The organism is Dietzia sp. DQ11-71 (genome assembly GCF_014144995.1).
GTDB classification, from domain to species: domain Bacteria; phylum Actinomycetota; class Actinomycetes; order Mycobacteriales; family Mycobacteriaceae; genus Dietzia; species Dietzia kunjamensis.
In genome coordinates, this window is the sequence record NZ_JAALDT010000312.1 from 1 (window position 1) to 22345 (window position 22345).

The window sequence follows — 22345 nt, forward strand, 5'->3', positions numbered from 1 at the left end:
GCCGGGAAGGCGGTGGTGGCCGACGTGCCGGCGTCGCCGGTGCCGGCCCCCGACCCGCCGTAACCGGGCGCCGGGGACGACCCCCCGTGCGCTGGGCCGTCTGTGACCGCGTCGGACGTCTCGGTCGGGTCGGTCCGGTCGGCTGGATCGGTCGGCTCGGTCATCGCCTACTCCTCCTTGGCGGACTCGGCCGCGGACCGGTCCTCGTCGTCGGGCTCGTCGGCGTTGCGGGCGATGGCCAGTAGCGAGTCGCCCTCGGCGAGGTTCATCAGCCGCACGCCCTTGGTCTGTCGGCCCGCCTTGCGGACCTGCTTGGCGAACGTGCGGATGACACCGCCGCTGGAGGTGATGGCGTAGAGCTCGTCCTGCAACTCCACGATCGTCGCACCGACGAGCTTCCCGCGCTTGGGGTCGAACATGAGCGTGAGCACGCCCTTGCCGCCCCGGCCCTGGGCCGTGTACTCGCTCAGGGCGGTGCGCTTGGAGTAGCCGCGTTCGGTGGCCACCAGGAGGAAGTACTTCTCCTGGTCGGACGACTCGGCTCGCACGACGGACATGCTCAGCAGGGCGTCGCCGTCGTTGAACCGCATGCCCATCACGCCGGAGGTCGCTCGGCCCATCGGGCGGAGCGTGTCGTCGTTGGCGTGGAACCGGATCGACTGGCCCTTCTCCGAGACCAGCAGCAGGTCGTCGTCGGGTCCGGCCAGCGCCGCCCCGACCAGCTCGTCGCCGTCGCGCAGGTTCACGGCGATCAGACCGCCGGAGCGCGGCGAGTCGTAGTCCTCGAGCCGGGACTTCTTGACCAGCCCGTTGCGGGTGGCCAGCACCAGGTACGGCGCGTCCTGGTAGCCCTTGATCCGGATGACGCCGGCGATGCGCTCCTCCGGCTGGAACGCCAGGAGGTTGGCCACGTGCTGACCGCGGGCGGTGCGGTTCGCCTCGGGCAGCTCATAGGCCTTGATCCGGTAGACGCGGCCCTTGGTGGTGAAGAACAGCAGCCAGTCGTGGGTGGAGGAGACGAAGAAGTGCCGGACGATGTCGTCCTGCTTGAGCTCCGCGCCGCGCACACCCTTGCCCCCGCGCTTCTGGGCGCGGTACAGGTCGGTGCGGGTCCGCTTGGCGTAACCGGTCTCGGTGATGGTGACGACGACGTCCTCGCGGGCGATCAGATCCTCGTCCGTGACGTCCCCGTCCGCCGGGATGATCCTGGTCCGGCGGTCGTCCCCGTACTTCTCGACGATCTCGCGGAGCTCGTCGGCGACGATCGCGCGCTGCCGCTCGGGCTTGGCGAGGATGTCCTTGTAGTCGGCGATCTCGAGTTCGATCGAAGCGAGCTGGTCGACGATCTTCTGCCGCTCGAGGGCCGCGAGGCGGCGCAGCTGCATGTCCAGGATGGCCTGCGCCTGGTCGTCGTCGATGTCGAGCAGGTCCTTGAGACCCTCGCGCGCGACCTCGACGGTCTCCGAACGGCGGATGAGGGCGATGACCTCGTCGAGGGCGTCGAGCGCCTTGACCAGGCCGCGCAGAATGTGGGCGCGCTTCTCCGCCTCGTCCAGCAGGTACTGGGTGCGTCGGACGACGACCTCGATCTGGTGCGTGACGTACAGCCGCACGAGGTGGTTGATGGCCAGGGTCCGGGGCACACCGTCCACGATCGACAGCATGTTCGCGCCGAAGGACGTCTGCAGCTGCGAGTGCTTGTAGAGGTTGTTGAGCACGACCTTGGCCACGGCGTCACGCTTGAGAGTGACGACGATGCGCAGGCCGACCCGGTCCGAGGACTCGTCGTCGATCTTCGAGATGCCGGCGATCTTGCCGTCCCGCAACTGCTCGGCGATCGACAGGATCATGTTGTCCGGGTTGACCTCGTAGGGCAGCTCCGTGATGACGATGACCGTCCGGTTGCCCTCCTCCTCGATGGAGGTCTTGCCCCGCATGCGGATCGAACCGCGGCCGGTCGTGTAGGCGTCCCTGATCCCCTGCTCGCCCACGATGAAGCCGTGGGTGGGGAAGTCGGGGCCCTTGATCCGATCCATGCACGCCGCGAGGGTCTCCTCCTCGTCGGCGTCGGGGTTGTCCAGACACCAGTAGATCGCCTCGGCGACCTCGCGCAGGTTGTGCGGCGGCATCTTGGTGGCCATACCGACCGCGATGCCGCTGGAACCGTTGACCAACAGATTGGGGATGCGCGACGGGAGGACGACCGGTTCGGACGTCTTGCCGTCGTAGTTGGGCTGGAAATCGACCGTGTTCTTGTCGATGTCCCGGACCATCTCCATGGCCAGCGGGGTCATCTTGCACTCGGTGTAGCGCATGGCGGCGGCACCGTCGTTGCCGCGCGAACCGAAGTTTCCCTGGCCGTCGACCATCGGGTAGCGCATCGCCCACGGCTGGGCGAGGCGCACCAGGGTGTCGTAGATCGCCGAGTCACCGTGCGGGTGGTAATTGCCCATGGTGTCGGCGACGGGCTTGGCCGACTTCACGTAGCTGCGCTCGGGCCGGTAGCCGTTGTCCCACATCGCGTAGAGGATCCGGCGGTGGACGGGCTTGAGCCCGTCCCGGACGTCAGGTAGCGCTCGACCGACGATGACGCTCATCGAATAGTCGATGTAGCTTCTCTGCATCTCCGCCTGGATGTCGACCGGCTCGATCCGGTCGTGACCCCCGGCTTCGGGCGGCAACGTCGTGTCCGTCATGGGCTCCTCTTCGTCTCGCGCTCGAAGCGGCACCACGAGGGCACGCTCCGACCCGGCCAGTCTATAGGTCCAGCGAAAACACCGGCACGGGCGCGCGGGGGGTCGGCGACTCGGAGGCCTCCCGGGGCCTACGCACCGGCGTCCCGGGCGCCCCCGGCCCGTCGGCCGCCCTCGACGTGCTCTTAATGGTCACGTGTCTTACACGACATCCCGTAACGCCTTTTTTATTTTCGCTGCGCGAAAGAACCGGACGCCGGGCTCCGTCGGGAACACCGTGAACATCGCGCTCGCGCTGGTTGGCTATCCATCTACGAGCCTAGAAAAGTCCATTCTCCCAGCGCATTCTCCGCCTCGCCGAGTGCCGCCCGATAAACCCAGGTAAGATCATAGAAAACGGACAATCCTAATAACAGTTCTGCTTTGGGCGGTTGGAGCTCGCTCCAACCGGAGGCTGCGTCGGGCTGGGCCGAGGAGGCATTGACCTAACGGATCAAGTAGACACCCTCGTAAGCTGCGCTGAGTGATCGCGGCTCACCACGTCGACCTCTGGTGCCGGCGGTAGGCATCCCCGATCTAACAGTCAACCGTCGCGTCCGGCCGTGGAGGCCGATGAAAGGCGACTGTGTCATCAGACGATCATGCCGCCGCCAGGGTCTACACCGCCTGATGATCAGGCATATTGTTCGTGCGACACCGGCCGTAGCTGGCGCGCTCAGAGTGCGGACGTGCATCTCCGCTACGAGACCACGCCGTTGGTCCCCGGGATCACGCACGGCTCGGCCGCGGCTGCCAACTCCGGGCCCGCCGTGCAGCATCTGCGTGACCGGCTCGCCGGGCTGCCCGCCCCGAACGACTGCGGGACGCTCCAGGTCGTTGGAACCACCCGAGGAAGAAGGGGGCATCCGCCGAGTTCGGCAGACGCCCCCTTCTTTCCGTGCCTCCCCGGCACGCCATCAGACGTCGAGGAACCTCACATCGCGTGCATTGCGGGTGATGAAGTTGCGGCGCGCGTCCACGTCCTCTCCCATGAGGATCGAGAACAGCTCGTCCGCCGCAGCGGCATCGTCGAGGGTGACCTGGCGGAGCGTACGGACCGCGGGGTCCATCGTGGTCTCCCACAGCTCCTTGGGGTTCATCTCGCCGAGGCCCTTGTAGCGCTGGATGCCGTCGTCGACGTTGATCTTGCGCTTGTTCTCGAGGCCGATCTTCAGCAGTTCGTCCCGCTCGCGGTCCGTGTACGCGAAGTCCGGCTCGCCCTTGCCCCACTTGAGCTTGTAGAGCGGCGGCTGCGCCAGGTAGACGTACCCGTTCTCGACCAGCGGCTTCATGAACCGGAAGATGAGCGTCAGCAGCAGCGTCGAGATGTGCTGACCATCGACGTCGGCATCCGCCATCAGCACGATCTTGTGATAGCGCAGCTTGTCGATGTCGAACTCTTCGTGAATGCCGGTTCCCAGCGCCGTGATGATGGCCTGGACCTCGGCGTTCTTGAGGACCTTGTCGATCCGCGACTTCTCGACGTTGATGATCTTCCCGCGCAGCGGCAGGATCGCCTGGAACATCGAGTCCCGACCCGACTTGGCCGAGCCACCGGCGGAGTCGCCCTCCACGATGTACAGCTCGGACTTCGCCGGATCCTTGGAGCGGCAGTCGGCGAGCTTGCCGGGCAGACCGCCGATGTCGGTGGCCGACTTGCGACGCACCATCTCGCGGGCCTTGCGGGCTGCGACGCGAGCCTGGCTCGACGCGATGGCCTTGTTGATGATGACCTTGGCCTCGGCGGGATTGGCCTCGAACCAGTGTCCGACGTGCTCCGACACCTGTCGCTGGACGAAGCCCTTGACCTCGGTGTTGCCGAGCTTGGTCTTGGTCTGACCCTCGAACTGCGGATCCGAGATCTTCGCGGAGAGCACGGCCGCCAGGCCCTCGCGGATGTCATCTCCCGTGAGGTTGGGGTCCTTCTCCTTGATGAGCTTCTTCTCGCGCGCGTACTTGTTGACCAGGGAGGTCAGCGCGGCGCGGAAGCCCTCCTCGTGGGTGCCGCCCTCATGGGTGTTGATGGTGTTGGCGAAGGTGTGGACGGACTCGGAGTAACCGGAGTTCCACTGCATCGCGACCTCGACCTCGTGGCCGGGCCCCTTGCCCTCGAAGTAGAGGATCGTCGGGTGGATCGAGGTCTTGGACTTGTTGATCGCCGTGACGTAGTCCTTCAGACCGTCCGGGTAGTGGAAGGTGCGCTTACGCTCGCGGACCTTGACCGGCTCGACGGGCGTCACCTCGACGGCGTCGGCTACCTGCGCGCCCTCGGCGAACGCCTGCTCCGCATCCACCGCGTGGGCGAGATCCGACCCCTCGTCGGAACCGGGCGCCGCCTCCGCGCCGCTGCCCTCGCTGTCCGCGATCGCGTCCAGCTCGGCGGCCTTCTCGGCACGCGGCCGCCGGTCCGTGAGCGTGATGGTGAGTCCCTTGTTGAGGAACGCCATCTCCTGGAGGCGGCGTGCCACCACGTCGAAGTCGTACTCGGTGCTCTCGAAGATCGTCGGATCCGCCCAGAACCGGACCCTGGTCCCGGTGCCCTCGGCGGGGCCGGCGTCGACCAGCTCTGCCGGGACCGCCATGTCGAAGTCCTGCTTCCACAGGCGCCCGTCGCGCTTGATCTGGACCTCGACCCGGGTGGACAGCGCGTTGACCACGGAGATGCCGACCCCGTGCAGACCACCGGACACCGCATAGGAGTCCGAGTCGAACTTGCCGCCCGCGTGCAGCTGGGTCATGACGACCTGGACGGTGGGCATGCCCTGCTCGTGCATCTCCACGGGGATGCCCCGGCCGTCGTCGATGACCTCGACGCCGCCGTCCTCCAGCAACGTGACCTTGACGCCGGTCGCGTGACCCGCCATCGCCTCGTCGATGGAGTTGTCGACGACCTCCCAGATCAGGTGGTGCAGTCCCCGCGGTCCGGTGGAGCCGATGTACATACCCGGCCGCATCCGGACGGCCTCGAGCCCTTCGAGAACGGTGATCGATGATGCACCGTATTCCTTGGGCCCGCTGTTGTTGGCCTTGCTCTTGGCGTCCGCCACGTGCGAACTCCTCGCGTCTCGGGGGTCTGGGACCGGCCCAGTCTACCTGCGACAACCGTCACGCGGGCCACGGGCACGCCCGGCCCTCACCCGTATGTGTCACGGGGGCCGCGACCGGACACGTGCAGGGGCCCCTTGCGCCAGCTCGGTTTCTCCGGCCCCTCCACCTTGAGACGACGGACATGACCCGGCCCCATGGCGGCCGCGATCTTGCGGAGGATGTCGGCGGACATGAGCCGCAGCTGCGTGGCCCATGCGGTACTCGCCGCACGGACGTACAGGATTCCCTCCTCGAGGCGCTCCGGGGTGGCGTGCGCCGAGACGTCCTCCCCGACGATCCGGTCCCACTCCGCGAACAGACGCCCGGTGGTGACCTTGTCGTCCCAACCCCGTTTCTTGGCGACCTGGCCCACGAGCTTGCCGAGGGGCTGTGGGTCCCACGGGTCGGCACCGGATCCGGTCCACCCGCGCTTGCGCAGCCGCTTGCCCGCCCCCACCGGGCCGGTCCGTCCCCGGCCGACCTGCTTGCCCTCCGCCCGGGCTCGGGCGCGGGCCTCCTCGAGGGCCTGCTTCGCGATGTCATAACCGCGTTGTGGCGGGTCAGACGGTGTTACGGAATCCTTGCCGGTTCGGTCCGTCACGGTGTTGCCCTGCTTCCGGTATCGGTGTTGTCGTCGTCGTCCCCACCACTGTCCGCGTCGCTGACCCCATCATCCCCGCCGGCGCGCTCGCCCGCGTCAGCACCGTCATGCTGACGTCGTGACACCGTCATCGCCGAGTGACGATCCGCTCCCTCGCCCGTCATCACGACGTCATGACGGACCCCGCGCAGCGTGCCCGGGACGTCCTCGCCCACTGCCGCCGTGATGAGAACCTGTTCGACGCCGGACGCGACATCGGCCAGGGCGGCCCGGCGGTGCCGGTCGAGTTCGGCGAAGACGTCGTCCAGGAGGAGGACCGGTTCCGCCCCGTCGGCACGGAACAGCTCGAGCGATCCCAGTCGCAGCGCCAGGGCGAACGACCACGTCTCACCGTGACTCGCGAACCCCTTCGCCGGCTCGTCGCCGAGTCTCAGGATCAGGTCGTCGCGGTGCGGTCCGACGAGTGACATCCCGCGGTCGATCTCGTCGCGACGGCGCCGCCCGAGCTCGGCGAGCAACACCGCCTCGACGAGTCCCGGGTCAGTCAGCTCCGACTCGTCGGGCGCGTCCGCGACGCGGAACCGGTAGGTGAGATCGGCCGGGCGGGACTCCGGGGCCAGGCCCCGATAGGCGTCGACGACGAGGGGCCGCAACTGCCGGAGGAGGTCGATCCGCCCGGCGACCACTCGTGCTCCGAGTTCGGCCAACCGCCCGTCCCACACGTCGAGGGTGTCCAGCACAGCCGCGGAATCCTCGGGCCTCCCACGCCGCAGTGCACCGGAGGCCGATTTGAGCAGGGCGGTCCGCTGGCGCAGCACCGAGGAGTACTCGCTGAGGTCACCACCCAGTGCCGGGCGCCGCTGGATCATGAGCTCGTCGAGAAGCCGGCGACGTTCGGCCGGCTCGCCACGGACGAGCGCCAGGTCCTCCGGCGCGAACAGCACGGACTGGACCACCCCGAGGACGTCGGACAGTCGTCGGCACGGGGAGGTGTTGAGTCGCGCCCGGTTGGCCTTGCCGGAGTTGAGCGCGAGTTCGACGGTCAATTCACGTCCCGCGTTGTGTGCGAGTGCGCCCACCAATGCGGTTCCGGCACCGGTCCTGATCATCGGCGCGTCGGTCGCCACGCGGTGGGACCGCAGGCTGGCGAGGACCCCGACCGCCTCGAGAACGTTGGTCTTGCCGTGCCCGTTGCGTCCGACCAGGGTGGTGACCCCGGGCTCGAGCTCGAGTTCGAGCAGGGGCCAGGAGCGGAAATCGAGGAGCCTGAGATGACGCAGGTGCATACCGGATCGGTTCCGGGGCGGGGCCTCAGCCCGGCAGGCGCACGGGCATGAGCAGGTAGGTGTGGTCGGAATCCACCGGCTGGATCGCGCCGTCCGCGCCGGGCTCCGGGAGGGTCTCGGGTGCCGGACGCAGCACGGCCGGGCGGCTGGGCTGGGTGAACCCGAAGGCGACGCGGCCTGCGTGGACACTGCCGAGACCGTCGAGCAGGTAACCGGGGTTGAACGCGATGGTCAGCGGCTCGCCGACGAAGTCCACCGGGAGGGTTTCATTGGCCTGGGCTGCGTCATCGCCTCCGGCCGACAGTGCGAGCTCACCTTCCGAGAACGCCATGCGCACCTGCACGCCGCGGTCGGCGACGAGCGCGACCCGCTTGATCGCCTGGACGAGCGAGTCCACCTCGACGATCGCGAGTGAGGTGTGCTGCGGCGGGAGCAGCTGGCGGACCTTGGGGAATTCCGCGTCGAGAAGGCGGGTGGTGGTCCGCTGACCGGACACCAGCACACCCAGAATGCCCTCGGCGCCCACATCGGAGCCGGCTCCCAGGCTCAGATCCACGCGACCGCCGTGGCTGGCGGAACGGGTGACCTCGGACAGTGCCTTGGCCGGGATGAGCACCTCGACCGCGACATCCTCGCGGGCCGGCTCCCAGTCGAACTCCCGGATGGCGAGACGGAACCGGTCGGTCGCGATGAGCGTGACGCGGGTGCCCTCGATCTCCATCCGGATGCCGGTGAGCATCGGCAGGGTGTCGTCCTTGCCCGCTGCGACGACGACCTGGGACACGGCCTCGGAGAACGCGTCGACCTCGGCGGAACCGGTGACCTCCGGCATCGCCGGCAGCTGCGGGTAATCCTCGACCGGCATGGTCGGGAGCGTGAACTTCGCGGTACCGCAGGAGATGTACATCTTCTGGGCGGTGACGACGACCTCGACCGGACGGTCCGGCAGGGCACGGGCGATGTCCGCCAGGAGTCGGCCGGACACCAGCGTGCTGCCGGGCTCGGAGACCTCGGCCGGCACGGATACCTGCGCTGAGGTCTCGTAGTCGAACCCGGAGATCGTCAGTCCCGAATCGGCCTCGAGCAGCACCCCGCCGAGGATCGGGACCGAGGGACGCGAGGGCAGCGTGCGTGCCACCCAGGCCACGGAATCCGCGAAGTCCTCGCGGGTGACGCGGAACGTCGGATCCGTGATCTCCATCGATGACCTCTTTCAGGCGGGTGTGGATACCGGGATCCGGTATCTGGACGATTGGTCGGTTCAAGCTCGTATTGGTTCAAGCTCGTATTGCACGTTTCCGCCGCCGGGGGCGGAGCGTCTCCATGAGAGTAACCGCTCGGACCGACAGCGGACACACGGACTCGGCGTAACCGGGTCAAGCAGGCTCGCCGCTCCACATCCCTACTTCTAACAAGAACTATCTAGAGAGATAAGAGGTAGTAGTAGGTCCTGTGAAATTGTGAGCCGAGGCCTGTAATCACAGGTCTGTGCCGATTTCGTCGTGTGGACGCAATCGTGCGATCTTGTGATTTGCCTCCCGACCCCGGTGGAATCACAAGAGTCCGTCCACCGTCTGTCCACCGTCGGTCCACAAGACTCCACAGGGTTGTCCACAGCTGTGAAGGGTGTGACAAAGGGTGTGTGGGGGTCCCGGATGTGTCGTACGGCGCGTCCTGATGCGTGTGGAATGACCCGTGTGAGGCCCTCGAATTAGACGAAGTGTGCGCGACTCGACAGCGAGACCCGGGAGTCCCACGGTTCGTCTTCCGTCGGGCGGGGTCTTTCTCGCGAATCGGGGCGGGTATCCGTTCGGGGCGGAACGCCGGACTCGGCAGAGGGCCGCACAGGGCCTGTTACGACCTCTCGCAGCCGTCCTGGGTCCGCGCACCCGGGCGTGCGGACGTCGTCGGGCGCCGATCTGTTGCTGTCGCCGTCGCCGACCGTCATCTGCGTCGCGTTCGGTGTCGGCAGAGGGCCGGCCGGAGACGCGGGGCGTCGGTGGACGTCCGCGGGGGCGAGAACAAGCGGGGCCGGGCACAAGCGGCGGCGCGAGCGCACAGCGTGGGTGAGTTCCGGCGTGGAGCTCAGAGGGACCGCGAACGCTCCTTGATCCGGGCCGTCAGCTCCTGGATCTGGTCGTACGTGCGCCGGTCGTCCTTGATCTCCTTGAGGATCTTGCGCTGGGCGTACATGACCGTCGTGTGGTCCTTGCCACCGAAGGTGACGCCGATCTTGGGAAGCGACAGATCGGTCAGCTCGCGACACAGGTACATGGCGATCTGGCGGGCCCGCGACAACGACCGGGTCTTGGAGGTGCCGCACAGTTCGTCGATGCTCGTGGAGAAGAACTCCGCGGTCACCGCCATGATGGTCGCGGCCGAGATTTGTAGGGAGTCGTCGTCCGAGACGACATCACGGAGCACGACCTCCGCGAGCGGCACATCGATCTCGTGGCCGTTGAGGGAGGCGAACGCCACCACCCGGATGAGAGCTCCCTCGAGCTCACGGATGTTGCGCTGGACCCGCGTCGCGATGAGCTCGAGGACGTCCCTCGGGACCACGTAGTTCTCGGACTTGGCCTTCTTGTCGATGATCGCGATACGCGTCTCCAGCTCGGGCGGCTGGATGTCGGTGATCAGACCCCACTCGAAGCGGGTGCGCAGGCGGTCCTCCAGCGGCTGCAGTTGCTTGGGTGGCCGGTCGGACGAGATCACGATCTGCTTCTGCGCATTGTGGATCGTGTTGAAGGTGTGGAAGAACTCCTCCTGGACCTGTTCCTTGCCGATGAGGAACTGGATGTCGTCCACCAGGAGGATGTCCGCCTCGCGGTACCGCTTCTTGAACATGTTCTGGCGGCCGTCGCGGACGGAGTTGATGAAGTCGTTGGTGAACTCCTCGGTCGAGACGTACTTGACCTTCTGTTCGGAGTACATCCGCAGGGAGTAGTGCCCGATCGCGTGGAGCAGGTGGGTCTTGCCCAGACCGGACTCGCCCCAGATGAACAGCGGGTTGTACGCACGGGCCGGTGCCTCGGCGACAGCCAGTGCGGCGGCCCGGGCGAAGCGGTTCGAGTTGCCCTGGACGAAGGCGCTGAACGTGTAGCGCTCGTTCAACCCGGGCGCGGACGCGGCGGACAACGCCTCGTCGCGGTCGCTGCCGTGGAGGAGGCGCTCGGCGGCGATCTGCTCCTCGGTCATCCGCCGGGGGCGGGTCGTGGCGGGCGGATGCTCGTCCTCCGCGCCGGGGCCGTGGATGTCCTCCGCGTCGATGGCCGGGTGGTCGGCGTCGTCCGTCGGTAGTTGAGCCCCGGCGAGTGACGTGTCCACCTTGACGGCCAGATCGATCGGCTCCCCGAGCTGCGAGCTCAGTGCGCGCGTGATGGGACCGCGGAGGATGGACTCGATGTTGTCGCGGGCGAAGGCCGACGGGGCGGCGAGCATCGCGAAACCGTTGACCACGGCGATCGGCTGGACGAGCCGGAGCCACGCCTGCTGCTGGCGCGACAGGGCCGGATTGTCGTCACTGGCCAGTTCCGGATCAGTCAGCTTGTCGAGGACGGCACTCCACACGTGTTCGAGTTCAGGAGACACGGTGGGCGGTCTCCTCTCGTCGGGTGTCGGGCGTTGCTGGTGGTCCGGGTCGCCGGCGGCGCCGGGAACCACACTCTATCCACAGGCTCCGACCCAGGTCCACCGAGGTATCCACATGGTTGTCCACAGCTGTGGGAAGACAGACCCCTCCCGTCGGTTCGCGGGTAGGTCGTCGGTGGGGAGGGGTCGGAGGTGCTTGTTCGGATTCACGTCGCGTCTTGCAGCCCTGGTGGGGCTCGCCTGAGGAATGACGGTAACAACATGGTGAACCGGGGGGCAACCCTCAAGATTGACTGGAGGGCGGATGTCAAGCATCGCGGCCGTGGGCGTGTCGTTGTGGCCAGGAAACTGGTATCAGTGAGACCAATGGGATTACACGGTTTGGCGGCCGGCGCCTCGGGCGCGTAATCTTGAGCAGTCTGTCGTGCGCCCGTGGGCGCCCGGCGCGTCGTGGTGCCGCCGTCCTTCGGTGATTCGACGACGTCTCGAACTCGATCGGGCGCTGGACACGGCGCCGACTTCACGTGAGGAGCCAACCATGGCCAAGGGCAAGCGGACCTTCCAGCCGAACAACCGTCGTCGTGCCAAGGTGCACGGCTTTCGTCTGCGCATGCGCACCCGCGCCGGTCGCGGCATCGTCGGCGCCCGCCGGCGTAAGGGCCGCGCGTCGCTGACGGCCTGATTCCGGCCGGGGTGGCGGGTGCTCCCCAGGTCGCACCGGCTCCACCGTTCCGCTGACTTCGCGACGGTGGTGCGCAAGGGTGCCAGGAAGGGCCGCCGCACCATGGTCGTACACGCCCACGTGGACTCCTCGGATGTCCACGTGGGCGGTCCGCGTTTCGGGCTGGTTGTCAGCAAAGCCGTCGGGGACTCGGTGACTCGTCACCGCGTCAGCCGACGGCTTCGTCATATCGCGGGCGGCCTGCTGGACGAGGCCGGCGACGATCTCATGGTGGTGATCCGGGCCAACCCGGCCTCCGCGGGTGCGTCGCACGCCGACCTCGTGCGGGATATGCGCGCGGGGCTCGTCGCTGCGGCCGCTCGCGCGAGGGGCACGTCGTGAGCACGGGGCGCCCGGGTCCCATCGCGCGGATCCTGTTGTGGATGCTCGACTTCTACCAGAAGGGCATCTCCCCCTGGACCCCACCGAGCTGCCGATTCGAACCCACGTGCAGTAGTTACGCCGTCGAGGCGGTACGCGTCCACGGAGCCTGGTACGGCACGTGGCTCTCGGTGTGGCGTCTCCTGCGCTGTGGGCCGTGGACACCGGGCGGGTGGGATCCGGTCCCGCGGCCCCGTGCACCTGATCCACCGGGCCACGAGCCCCACGAGCACACCGACAATTCTCGAACGTAGCTAGGACTCCACCACCCATGTCGTTCATCACCAACCCGTTGGTCTACTACCCGATCTCCGGCATCCTCTGGTTCTGGCACAAGATCTTCGCGTTCCTCGGCGGTCTGCTCCCCTGGGTCGAGGCGCCGGATTCCAACGGGGTCATCTGGGCCCTGTCGGTGATCTTCCTCGTCTTCACCCTCCGCGCGATGCTGTTCTGGCCGGCGGCAAAACAGATTCGCTTCTCCCGCAAGATGCAGGAGATGCAGCCCAAGATGAAGGAGCTGCAGAAGCGGTACAAGAACGACCGCGAAAAATTGGCGGTCGAGACCCGGAAGTTGCAGAAGCAGGAGGGGTTCAACCCCCTCCTGGGTTGCCTACCGATGCTGATCCAGATCCCCGTATTCCTGGGTTTGTTCCACGTGCTGCGGTCGTTCAACCGGATGGGCTCGCAGTTCGGCGCGCTCGGGATGAGCGCCGAGGAGACGCGCAACACGGGCAACTACGTGTTCAACGCGGACGAGGTGCAGAGCTTCCTCGACGCCCGCCTGTTCGGTGCTCCGCTCTCGTCCTTCATCTCCCAGCCGGTCGAACAGTTCCAGGCCTTCGTGGAGCCGGGCGCGATGCTCGACTTCGCCCGGTGGAACATCATTCTGGTCGCACTTCCGCTGATGATCGTCTCGGCGGTCACGACCCATTTCAACGCGCGGATCTCCCTGTCCCGCCAGTCCCCTGAGGCCGCGGCCAACCCGCAGGCCAAGATCATGAACCAGCTCATGCTGTGGGCCTTCCCCATCGGCATCCTGGTGACCGGTGCGTTCTGGCCGATGGCGATCCTGGTGTACATGGTCACGAATAACCTCTGGACCCTCGGCCAGCAGTACTTCCTGTACGAGAAGATGGCCAAGGAGGACGACGCCGCGGCCCTCCTGCGGCGCGAGGAGCAGAAGGCGCTCGCTCCGCGGGTGGGTGTGAAGCCCACCAAGCCCAAGAAGAATCGCGCCGCCGCCGCGACGGGAACCGGGGTGGTGTCGGATCCGGCCGGGGAGGTGGGTACCGCGACGGTGGACGACGACGAGGTGATCGACTCCGACCCGGGGCCTGCGGTCGCTCCGGCATCCGCTCCACGCCCGGGTCAACGGCCTCAGGCTCCCGGCGGGCAGCGCAGTAGGCCGGCGCAGAAGGGATCGGGTTCGCGTCCCAAGAACAAGAAGAAGAAAAAGAAGCGTTGACCCGCTAGGGAAACGTGAGTGGACAAGGTCCCCGATGCTCCGGCGTCGGGGACCTTGTCCCATACTTGGGGTAGATAGTCGTCGCACCCCCGGGGTTCGGCGATCGGCGGTCACGACGGAGGCAGGTCCATGTCCAAGAGGAACATCGAGGTGTCCGAGGAACGATTGGTCGAGGAGGGCGAGGTCGCTGGCGACTATCTCGAGCAGTTCCTCGACATCCTCGATTTCGACGGGGACATCGATCTGGACGTCGAGGGCGATCGGGCTGTGGTGAGCATCGTGGGCGGCGACGACTTGGATACCTTGGTCGGCTCGGACGGCTCGGTCCTGGACGCTATCCAGGAGTTGACGCGTCTCGCGGTGCAACAGGAACTCGGCGATCGGAGCCGGTTGATGCTCGACATCGCCGGTTGGCGTGAGGCGAAGCGTGAGGCGTTGAGCGAGTCCGGACGCGTGGCGGCGCAGCGGGTTCTCGAGTCAGGTGAGCCGGAGGAGCTCGAGCCCATGACGCCGTTCGAACGCAAGATCATCCACGATGCGATCGCGGAGATCGAGGGTGTCACCTCGGACTCGACCGGCGTCGAGCCCAACCGCCGGGTGGTCGTCCTGCCCGGGTGACGGGAGGCTTGGGGCAGGGGTGCGAGCCGGACGGCTCGCACCCCTGATCTGTGTCCGAGGATCTAATGACAATGATGTGATTCACCGGCGGTGTTTCACGTGAAACAGTGGCTTTGCGGCCGCGAGAAGGAGCGCGAGACCATGAACGGACACACGGGCCACGAAGCGTCACGTGACAGCGACGGGGCTTCCAGGACTGCGGGTGAGACACCGGCCGAACCGGGCTCGATGTCCGGCTCCGGTGATCTGCCCTCGCCCCCGCCCGCTGCCGCTGAAGTGTTCGGTGATCGGTTGGGTCTCGCGACGCGGTACGTCGATTTCCTCGCGACGGCCGGGCTCGAGCGCGGGTTGATGGGTCCGCGTGAGCGTCCTCGAATGTGGGATCGGCACGTCCTCAACAGTGCGGCTGCTGAATCGCAGCTGGCGCAGGGCGAGTCCGTCGTCGATATCGGGAGCGGCGCAGGCCTCCCTGGTATCCCCCTGGCGCTCGCGCGCCCAGATCTGACGATCACTCTGGTCGAGCCACTTCTCCGTCGGGTCACGTTTCTCGAGGAGATCATCGCCGAGCTCGGCATCGATGTCCGTGTCATTCGCGGTCGCGCTGAGGAGAAACCGGTCATCATCGAGGCGGGCGAGGCGGACGTCGTGACGTCCCGGGCAGTGGCACCGCTGGCGAAGCTCGCCGGGTGGTCTGCTCCGCTGCTGAAGGTGGGCGGCCGTATGGTTGCCCTCAAGGGCGAGTCGGCAGTCGACGAGGTCGAGCGCGATCGTGCGGCGCTCCGCAAACTCGGGTTCGACGACGTTCGCGTCGAGACCGTCGCTGCCCCGGATGCCGAACCGACGAGGCTGGTGATCGGCACCCTGGCGACTAGGATGGGGGGCCGTGGCTCCCGATCCCGCGGACGCGGGCGTCGGTCTCACTGAGGCCTGACGGGGACGTGTCCGGTGTCGGTTTCACGTGAAACAATGGCACCGACACGGCGGCAGGCTCGCCGCGCTCACGATGCAACTCGAAAGGTGACGGATGTCCTACGACGAGACCCCGATCTTCGCGGCCGCGCGCCAGGCGAACGAGGTCCTCCACGGGGATGCACCGGCACTCCCCCGTCCCGAGTCGCCGCGGATCGTGACGATCGCCAACCAGAAGGGCGGGGTGGGCAAGACCACGTCCACCGTCAATCTCGCCTCCGCTCTCGCTCTGGGTGGGCTCGGGGTGCTCGTGATCGATATGGATCCGCAGGGCAATGCGAGCACGGCGCTGGGTGTCGATCACCGCGAGGGCACACCGTCGAGCTACGACCTGCTGATGTGGGAGGCGTCGGTCGACGAACTCATGCAGAAGAGCCCTCATGCCGAGCGCCTGTTCTGTGTTCCGGCGACCATCGATCTCGCGGGGTCGGAAATCGAACTGGTCGGGCTCCCCCAGCGGGAACGACGTCTGGCAGAGGTTCTCCTCCCGGAGGACCTGCAGTCCCTCGGTATCGACTACGTTTTCCTCGACTGCCCGCCGTCCCTCGGGTTGCTCACAGTCAACGCGATGGTGGCGGCGCGTGAGGTGCTGATTCCGATCCAGTGCGAGTACTACGCCCTCGAGGGAGTGGGTCAACTCCTGCGCAACGTCGAACTCATCCAGCAGCATCTGAATACGGATCTGGAGATCTCGACCATCATGCTGACGATGTACGACGGACGCACCAAGCTCGCCGAGCAGGTCGCCGGTGAGGTCCGGAAGCACTTCGGTGACACCGTGTTGCGGACGGTGATCCCGCGAAGCGTCAAGGTGTCCGAGGCACCGGGTTACGGGATGACCATCCTCCAGTACGACGCCGGGTCGCGCGGTGCGCTGGCCTACCTGGACGCCGCCCGCGAGATCAATGCACGGGGAGGGCCGGCCGGTCCGGGAGACCTCGTATCCACGCCCACCGCGGGTGAAGCTGAGGGCGTCGACCGCCCGGAGGAGAACTGATGAGCCAGCAGCGTAAGGGCGGTCTCGGGCGGGGTCTCGCGGCCCTCATCCCCACCGGCCCCGACGAAGGGCCTCGGCTCGGTAACGACGCCGCCGACCTGATCCTGGGGCCGCGAGGTGGCGGTCCGCGCACCACTCCCCCACGTCCGCGCTCGTCTGCTGCCGGGAATCGGGGCCCGGCGGGGACGGAGCCCACCGGTACCGCGTCATCGACGGCCCGCGGGGCCGAGGCCGGCTCGCACGCCGACGATGGTTCACCCGTTTCACGTGAAACAACAGATTTGGTGGACCCCGGCGCCGTCTACCGCGAGATCTCCCCGGCCGAGATCGACCCCAACCCGAAGCAGCCCCGCACCCACTTCGATGAGGAGGCGTTGGCCGAACTCGCTCATTCCGTCAAGGAGTTCGGACTCCTCCAGCCCATCGTCGTCCGTGAGATGTCCGGTGGGCGCTATCAGCTCATCATGGGTGAGCGACGCTGGCGGGCGAGCCAGCGCGCGAAGCTCGAGACGATTCCGGCGATCGTTCGGCAGACCGACGACGAGGATCTGCTGCGGGACGCTCTGCTCGAGAACATCCACCGGGTACAGCTCAACCCTCTCGAAGAAGCCGCCGCGTACCAGCAGCTGCTGGAAGAGTTCGACGTGACCCAGTCAGAACTCGCGACCCGCATCGGCCGATCCCGCCCCGCGATCACCAACAGCATCCGCCTGCTCCAGCTGCCGACCGCCGTACAGCGGCGGGTCGCGGCTGGTGTCCTGTCAGCGGGACATGCGCGCGCACTCCTGGGCCTCGAGGCGGGGGCGCCGGCACAGGACGAGCTCGCCGCCCGGATCGTCGCCGAGGGCCTGTCGGTGCGGGCGACCGAGGAGCTCGTCACCCTCGCCAACCGCGATCCCGGGGACACCACGGACAAGCCCAAGCCCCCGCCCCGCGGACGCCAGCGCAACCCGGAGCTGGAGGCGGTGGCGGGTCGGCTGTCAGACCGCTTCGAGACCTCCGTGTCGGTCACGATGGGGCGCCGCAAGGGACGTATCACCATCGACGTCGGCGACACCGATGATCTGGCCCGGGTACTCGCACTTCTCGAGGGCGGGTCGACCGCAGCGCCGCGATGATCTCCCTCCGCCCGCTGGACCTGTCGGCGGTGGACCAGCTGGGTCCTCGCGCCCGGCGTTGCGTCTATTGGCAAACCGACGGTGAGCAGTCCCCGGGAGATCCGGAGTTCGAGAAGGAAGCGTGGATCTCACACGTATCCCTGGAATGGGGTGTCTGCGGCCAGCTCGCCACCTACGGGGACCGATCGACGGCTGCCGCCTTCTACGCCCCCCCGGGGATGGTGCCGCGGGCGACGTGCTTCCCGACCTCACCCGTCGGCGCTGACGCTGTGCTGCTCGCCGGCATGAGTGTCGAGCACGGCGCACCGGCAGGGGTACTGACCGCGTTGCTCGACGCCGTCGTCGTCAATGTCCGAAGCCGCGGAATCAAGGCCATCGAGGCCTTCGGGGTCACGTCCGAGGACCCCGGGCATGTTACGTCACGTGACGGGTGCGGCGCGGACTCGTGCGTGCCGGGGATGAGCTTTCTCGTCGAGCACGGTTTCACGGTGGTGGCACCCCATGAGACCCATCCCCGCCTCCGGCTCGATATCGAGAGCGAGCACTTGTGGAAGGCGGACGTGGAGCGCGCCCTCGATCAACTCTTCGCCGAACACGGATTCGCCACCCGGCGACTCGGGGTGCTGTCGGGCGCGTCGGCGAGCGCCGTCGCCCGGGGGCTCTGACACCCCGGGACTCACGACACCCCGGACCCCGACTCCCCCGGGGTGGCCGGAGCCGCGATCAGTCGCGCTGGCGCTGCTCGTAGTCGATGAGGGCGTCGACGGACATCGACCCGGTGGGATGATCGTCCTCGTCGAGGAGGTACAGACGTTTCACGCCCACGAGGATCGAGTCGATGATGGTGTCCTGGGCGGCACGATCGCCGAGGATCTCGAGATCCTGCGGGTTGTACGCGTAGCCCAGGTAGATCTGCACGGACGGCATGCGGGTCATTCGCAGCAACGGCCAGCTCCGGCCATGGGTCCGGCAGTCGCGAAGGGTGGTGCGGCTGACGATCTCCCGCTGGATGAAGCCGGATAGGGCCTCACCGAGCATGGACTCCGCGCCGAGCGAGTTTCCGAAGTAGAACGTCGCGACCCCGTTGCCCACCGGATTCGGGTGGCGGTCCAGGCGGAGCGAGATGATGAGATCGGCGTTGAACGCGTTGGCTATCTCGGCGCGCTCGGGATCGGTCGGGATCATTGCCTCGGGCCGAGAGAGGAAGACCTCCACGCCGGCCTGGTTCATCCGCTCGGAGAGCCGCCGGGTGATGTCCCAGAGCAGTTCCGCATCGGTGATGGTCCCGTAGGGGGTGTCGATCCGGATCGGATTCTCGGACCCACTGGGGCCGGGATCGAGGACGATCCGTTTACCGGCGAGCATGGGACCGGAGGTGCGGGCCCGCTCCTTCTCGACGAGAGAGGCGACGTCCCCGCCCTTGAACAGGGTCGAGAAGCGGCTCAGGGTGTCCAGGGTCTCGGCACCGACCACACCGTCCGCGGGGAGCGCGCAGTCGCGCTGGAAGTCGGTGACGGCCGCGTGCGTGAGGGGGCCGAAGGTCCCGTCCACCAGGCCGGCGTAGAACCCGAGCTCGCCGAGTCGTCGCTGCAGTTGGGCGATATCGTCCCCCGCCATCGGCCTGGAGACGATATAGCTCAGGTCCCGGGTCCCCAGCACGTGGCTGGCGTCGTGAAGCGCGGCCTGGGTGGCCGGACCCACGATTCCGTCGGAGATCAGCGCACGCGCCTGCTGGAAGGCCAGAACGGCCTTCTCCAGGTCGGCGTCGAAGACGGCGTCGGTACGCGCGAGCACTGACCCGGTCTCGGGCTCGGTGACCCCGACCGACTCGATGTTGTGCAGCAGACCCATGCCCGCGAGGGTGGCCCGGATGGCGGCCACCTCGGGCCCACGGTCACCACGCCTCCACGCCATGGGTCTCCTCCCGCTCTCCTAGTGTTGGGTACCCGGATGAACTTACCGCCTCACACGCGGACATGCCCCGTCCGCGCCGGGCGGTGGGGGAACGCCACGGGGGAGCGCCACAGCGTAGCGACACAGGGTAGCGACCCGGTGCCGCCGGCGTGTGTGTCAGGCGCCGAGAACGTCGCCCAGCTCGGCTCGGAGCGCCGACTTGGACTTGGCGCCCGTGATGCGCTTGACCGGCTGTCCCTCCGAGAACAACAGCATCGCGGGGATCGCGGTGATCTGGTACTCGGCGGCGAGTTCCTGGTTGGCTTCGACGTCGACCTTGGCCACGGTCAGCTTGTCCGCCTCCGAGCCCGCCAGCTCGTCGAGGACCGGCGCCATCATGGTGCACGGGCGGCACCATGTGGCCCAGAAGTCCACGAGAACGGGCTTGGAGCCGCTGGCGGTGAGCACGGCGTCGGCGAAGTCGGCCTCGGTGACGTCGATGATGTTGGGGGTGTCGGCCATGAGGTGGTCCTTTCGGGTGGGTGGACGGGGCCCGGTTGTTCCGGGCCCGGTGCGGGTTCAGGCCTGCTCGGCGAGCCAGCGCTCGGCGTCGATCGAGGCAGCGCATCCCGAACCGGCGGCGGTGATGGCCTGGCGGTAGCGCTTGTCGACGAGGTCGCCACAGGCGAACACCCCGGGGAGGGAGGTGGCGGTGGTCTGACCGGTGAGGACGTAGCCGTCCTCGTCGACCTCGACCTGGTCGCGGGCCAGCTCGGAACGGGGATCGTGGCCGATCGCGACGAACATGGCGGCGGTCTCGAGCTCACTGGTCTCGCCGGTGACGGTGTCGCGCAGGCGGAGCTTCTCGACCGAACCGGTCGCGCCGGCCAGCACCTCGTCCACGGCCGTGTTGAGGACGAACGAGATCTTCTCGTTCTCCCGTGCCCGCTCGAGCATGATCTTGGAGGCGCGGAACTCCTCACGGCGGTGCACGATCGTCACGGAGGAACCGAACTTGGTGAGGAAGGTGGCCTCCTCCATGGCGGAGTCGCCGCCGCCGACCACGACGATCGGCTTGTCGCGGAAGAAGAATCCGTCACACGTGGCGCACGAGCTCACACCGCGGCCGAGGAACTCCTGCTCCCCCGGGACCCCGAGGTAGCGTGCCGCGGCACCCATCGCGAGGATCACGGCGCGGGCGCGGTGCTCCTCCTCGCCGACCCGGACGGTCTTGATGTCCCCGGCGAGGTCCATGGACGTCACGTCCTCCATCCGGAGGTCGGCCCCGAACCGCTCGGCCTGCTCACGCATCTGCATCATGAGATCGGGGCCCATCATGCCCTCGGCGAAGCCGGGGAAGTTCTCGACCTCGGTCGTGGTCATGAGCGCGCCACCGAACTGGGACCCCTCGAAGACGACCGGCTTGAGCTCGGCCCGCGCGGAGTAGATGGCGGCGGTGTACCCGGCCGGGCCGGATCCGACGATGATGACGTCGTGGACGGTGTCGCTCATGAGTTCTCGGGGCTCCTCGGGCGGTTGGTGGCTCGTGAGTCGGAACCGGCATCAGGTGCCGGGTCTTCTAGTGGCCACAACACCCCGGGGGGCTGCCTTGTTCCCGCGCCCGCCCACCGGGTGACGGGAGGAACACGCTCACACGGTGAGGGTGACCCCCTCGAGCAGGGCCGCGAGTTTCGCGCGGCCACGGGAGCACCGGCTCTTCACGGTGCCCGGGGGGATGTTGAGCAGGTGGCTCGCCTCGGCGACGGTGCACCGCAGCATGTCGACGACGACGACGGCGTCCCGCTGATCGTCGGGCAGTTCCGCCAACGCCTCGGCCACGATGATCGCGTACGCCGGGTCCTGGTGGAAGTGGTCACGCAGCGTGACCTGTTCGTGTAGGGAGGGGGTGAGCTGGGTGTGGGTGCGCAGGCGCTGGGCCCGCATCTTGTCCAGGCAGGCGTTGACCACGATGCGGTAGAGCCACCCCTGGACCGGGCAGGCGTGGCGGAAGGTATCCGCCTTCCGGTACGCCGAGACGAAAGCCTCCTGCAGGGCCTCGGCGGCGTCGTCGCGGTTGAACGACGTGCGGATGGCCAACCGCCAGAGGTAGTCGTAGTGCCGCCGGACGAGGGCGGAGAAGGCGTCGGGGTCCCCGGCGACGTGCGCGTCCAACAGTTCGGCGTCGGACAGCGGTGACTCGGCTGTCAGTACGGACTGGGCCCTGGGAGCGGACTGGGCGCCGAGCGGGGATTCCGCGCCTGCGGGCGGGGCAGGGCAACCCGCCGCTGTCGGGACGGCGGTACCTGTGTTCACGGCCGTCACCGTAACCCGGCCGGGCCCCCCGTGGGGACGTCTCCCGGCCGGTCAGCGGGTCAGTTCGACCTCGCTGATCGTGGCCTCGTAGGACTGGGCACCGGAGGTACCCAGGCGGGTGATCCACACCAGGACGTACCCGGACTCCCGCGGGTCATCGATCGTCACGGTGGCCGACCCGTCGCGGACGGTGCCCGCTCCGAGACGGGTGGTCTCGTCGAGTGACGCCGGAGAGGCACCGGGCGCGGACCGCACCTCGAAGCGCACGCCGTCGTCCCCCGAGCGGAGCACCACCCGGCGGACCTCCTGCTCACCGTCCAGTGCGAGCATCAACCCGATACCCGGCTTGTAGGCCGACGGGCCGTCGCCGATCTGGGACCGGTAGGCATCACTGGACCACGAGGTGGACCGGTCACCGTCGACCACGTTGGGGGCATCCGCCGAGTTCTCCGCGACGCCGTTCGAGGACGAGGGCTGCCAGGTGGTGACGGTCGACACGGAGACCGGGGTGGTCGGGGTGGCCTCCTCCGCCTCGTCCGCCTCGTCCCCGGTGTCACCTGCGGCGGAGTCATC

At 67.7% G+C, this 22345-nt stretch carries 19 protein-coding genes and 1 pseudogene; 9 read left to right on the forward strand and 11 right to left on the reverse strand.

From position 1 onward, the window contains the following. Nucleotides 1-167 precede the first annotated feature (167 nt). From gyrA to dnaA, 6 genes are all read right to left on the reverse strand, one after another. On the reverse strand, nt 168-2696 hold the full coding sequence (gene gyrA / locus G6023_RS11275; RefSeq protein WP_182635550.1) for a DNA gyrase subunit A: 2529 nt from the start codon (nt 2694-2696) through the stop codon (nt 168-170). 953 nt (nt 2697-3649) lie between these two features. Further along, nucleotides 3650-5779 carry a DNA topoisomerase (ATP-hydrolyzing) subunit B gene (gene gyrB, locus G6023_RS11280; protein ID WP_182635551.1) on the reverse strand — a complete coding sequence of 710 codons (2130 nt, stop codon included), beginning with the start codon at nt 5777-5779 and terminating at the stop codon, nt 3650-3652. An 86-nt stretch (nt 5780-5865) separates the two neighbouring features. Continuing rightward, on the reverse strand, nt 5866-6420 hold the full coding sequence (locus G6023_RS11285; RefSeq protein WP_120285664.1) for a DciA family protein: 555 nt from the start codon (nt 6418-6420) through the stop codon (nt 5866-5868). After that, the gene (gene recF / locus G6023_RS11290; protein ID WP_182635553.1) at nt 6417-7706 is read right to left on the reverse strand and encodes a DNA replication/repair protein RecF; all 1290 of its coding nucleotides are present in this window, start codon (nt 7704-7706) and stop codon (nt 6417-6419) included. The genes G6023_RS11285 and recF overlap by 4 nt, the downstream gene beginning before the upstream one ends. Nucleotides 7707-7731: 25 nt before the next feature. Next, entirely contained in the window at nt 7732-8907 is a 1176-nt protein-coding gene (gene dnaN, locus G6023_RS11295; RefSeq protein ID WP_182635555.1) for a DNA polymerase III subunit beta, read from the reverse strand. 884 nt (nt 8908-9791) lie between these two features. Beyond that, a complete protein-coding gene (gene dnaA / locus G6023_RS11300; RefSeq protein WP_067720197.1) occupies nt 9792-11297 on the reverse strand; it encodes a chromosomal replication initiator protein DnaA in 1506 nt (501 codons plus the stop codon). A 538-nt stretch (nt 11298-11835) separates the two neighbouring features. Here dnaA and rpmH point away from each other — a divergent pair. The 9 genes from rpmH to G6023_RS11345 all read left to right on the forward strand — a co-directional run bounded on the left by rpmH (nt 11836) and on the right by G6023_RS11345 (nt 18231). After that, the gene (rpmH, locus tag G6023_RS11305) at nt 11836-11979 is read left to right on the forward strand and encodes a 50S ribosomal protein L34 (RefSeq protein WP_007629603.1); all 144 of its coding nucleotides are present in this window, start codon (nt 11836-11838) and stop codon (nt 11977-11979) included. An 18-nt stretch (nt 11980-11997) separates the two neighbouring features. Continuing rightward, a complete protein-coding gene (gene rnpA / locus G6023_RS11310) occupies nt 11998-12360 on the forward strand; it encodes a ribonuclease P protein component (protein ID WP_182635557.1) in 363 nt (120 codons plus the stop codon). Continuing rightward, entirely contained in the window at nt 12357-12653 is a 297-nt protein-coding gene (gene yidD / locus G6023_RS11315) for a membrane protein insertion efficiency factor YidD (protein WP_082924143.1), read from the forward strand. The genes rnpA and yidD overlap by 4 nt, the downstream gene beginning before the upstream one ends. A gap of 17 nt (nt 12654-12670) precedes the next feature. Then, nucleotides 12671-13864 carry a membrane protein insertase YidC gene (gene yidC, locus G6023_RS11320; protein WP_096906419.1) on the forward strand — a complete coding sequence of 398 codons (1194 nt, stop codon included), beginning with the start codon at nt 12671-12673 and terminating at the stop codon, nt 13862-13864. Nucleotides 13865-13993: 129 nt separating this feature from the next. Further along, nucleotides 13994-14482 (forward strand): Jag family protein, encoded by a 489-nt coding sequence (locus G6023_RS11325; RefSeq protein ID WP_120285661.1) that lies wholly within the window; start codon nt 13994-13996, stop codon nt 14480-14482. Between the two features lie 228 nt (nt 14483-14710). Next, entirely contained in the window at nt 14711-15406 is a 696-nt protein-coding gene (rsmG, locus tag G6023_RS11330; RefSeq protein WP_182635559.1) for a 16S rRNA (guanine(527)-N(7))-methyltransferase RsmG, read from the forward strand. A 100-nt stretch (nt 15407-15506) separates the two neighbouring features. Continuing rightward, entirely contained in the window at nt 15507-16448 is a 942-nt protein-coding gene (locus G6023_RS11335) for a ParA family protein (RefSeq protein WP_241727823.1), read from the forward strand. Then, nucleotides 16448-17566 (forward strand): ParB/RepB/Spo0J family partition protein, encoded by a 1119-nt coding sequence (locus G6023_RS11340; protein WP_120285659.1) that lies wholly within the window; start codon nt 16448-16450, stop codon nt 17564-17566. Before G6023_RS11335 ends, G6023_RS11340 begins: the two co-directional genes overlap by 1 nt. Continuing rightward, nucleotides 17563-18231, forward strand: a complete 669-nt coding sequence (locus G6023_RS11345; RefSeq protein ID WP_067720183.1) for a hypothetical protein — start codon at nt 17563-17565, stop codon at nt 18229-18231. Before G6023_RS11340 ends, G6023_RS11345 begins: the two co-directional genes overlap by 4 nt. Before the next feature lie 58 nt (nt 18232-18289). Here G6023_RS11345 and G6023_RS11350 read toward each other — a convergent pair whose 3' ends face one another. From G6023_RS11350 to G6023_RS11370, 5 genes and pseudogenes are all read right to left on the reverse strand, one after another. After that, nucleotides 18290-19480 carry an N-acetylmuramoyl-L-alanine amidase gene (locus tag G6023_RS11350; protein WP_120285658.1) on the reverse strand — a complete coding sequence of 397 codons (1191 nt, stop codon included), beginning with the start codon at nt 19478-19480 and terminating at the stop codon, nt 18290-18292. 156 nt (nt 19481-19636) lie between these two features. Beyond that, on the reverse strand, nt 19637-19981 hold the full coding sequence (gene trxA, locus G6023_RS11355; protein WP_067720180.1) for a thioredoxin: 345 nt from the start codon (nt 19979-19981) through the stop codon (nt 19637-19639). Between the two features lie 57 nt (nt 19982-20038). Next, a complete protein-coding gene (gene trxB / locus G6023_RS11360; protein ID WP_069389400.1) occupies nt 20039-20971 on the reverse strand; it encodes a thioredoxin-disulfide reductase in 933 nt (310 codons plus the stop codon). 138 nt (nt 20972-21109) lie between these two features. After that, a complete protein-coding gene (gene sigM / locus G6023_RS11365; protein ID WP_472986436.1) occupies nt 21110-21781 on the reverse strand; it encodes an RNA polymerase sigma factor SigM in 672 nt (223 codons plus the stop codon). A gap of 42 nt (nt 21782-21823) precedes the next feature. Further along, a pseudogene (locus G6023_RS11370) lies at nt 21824-22345 on the reverse strand (protein kinase family protein); the annotation flags it as partial.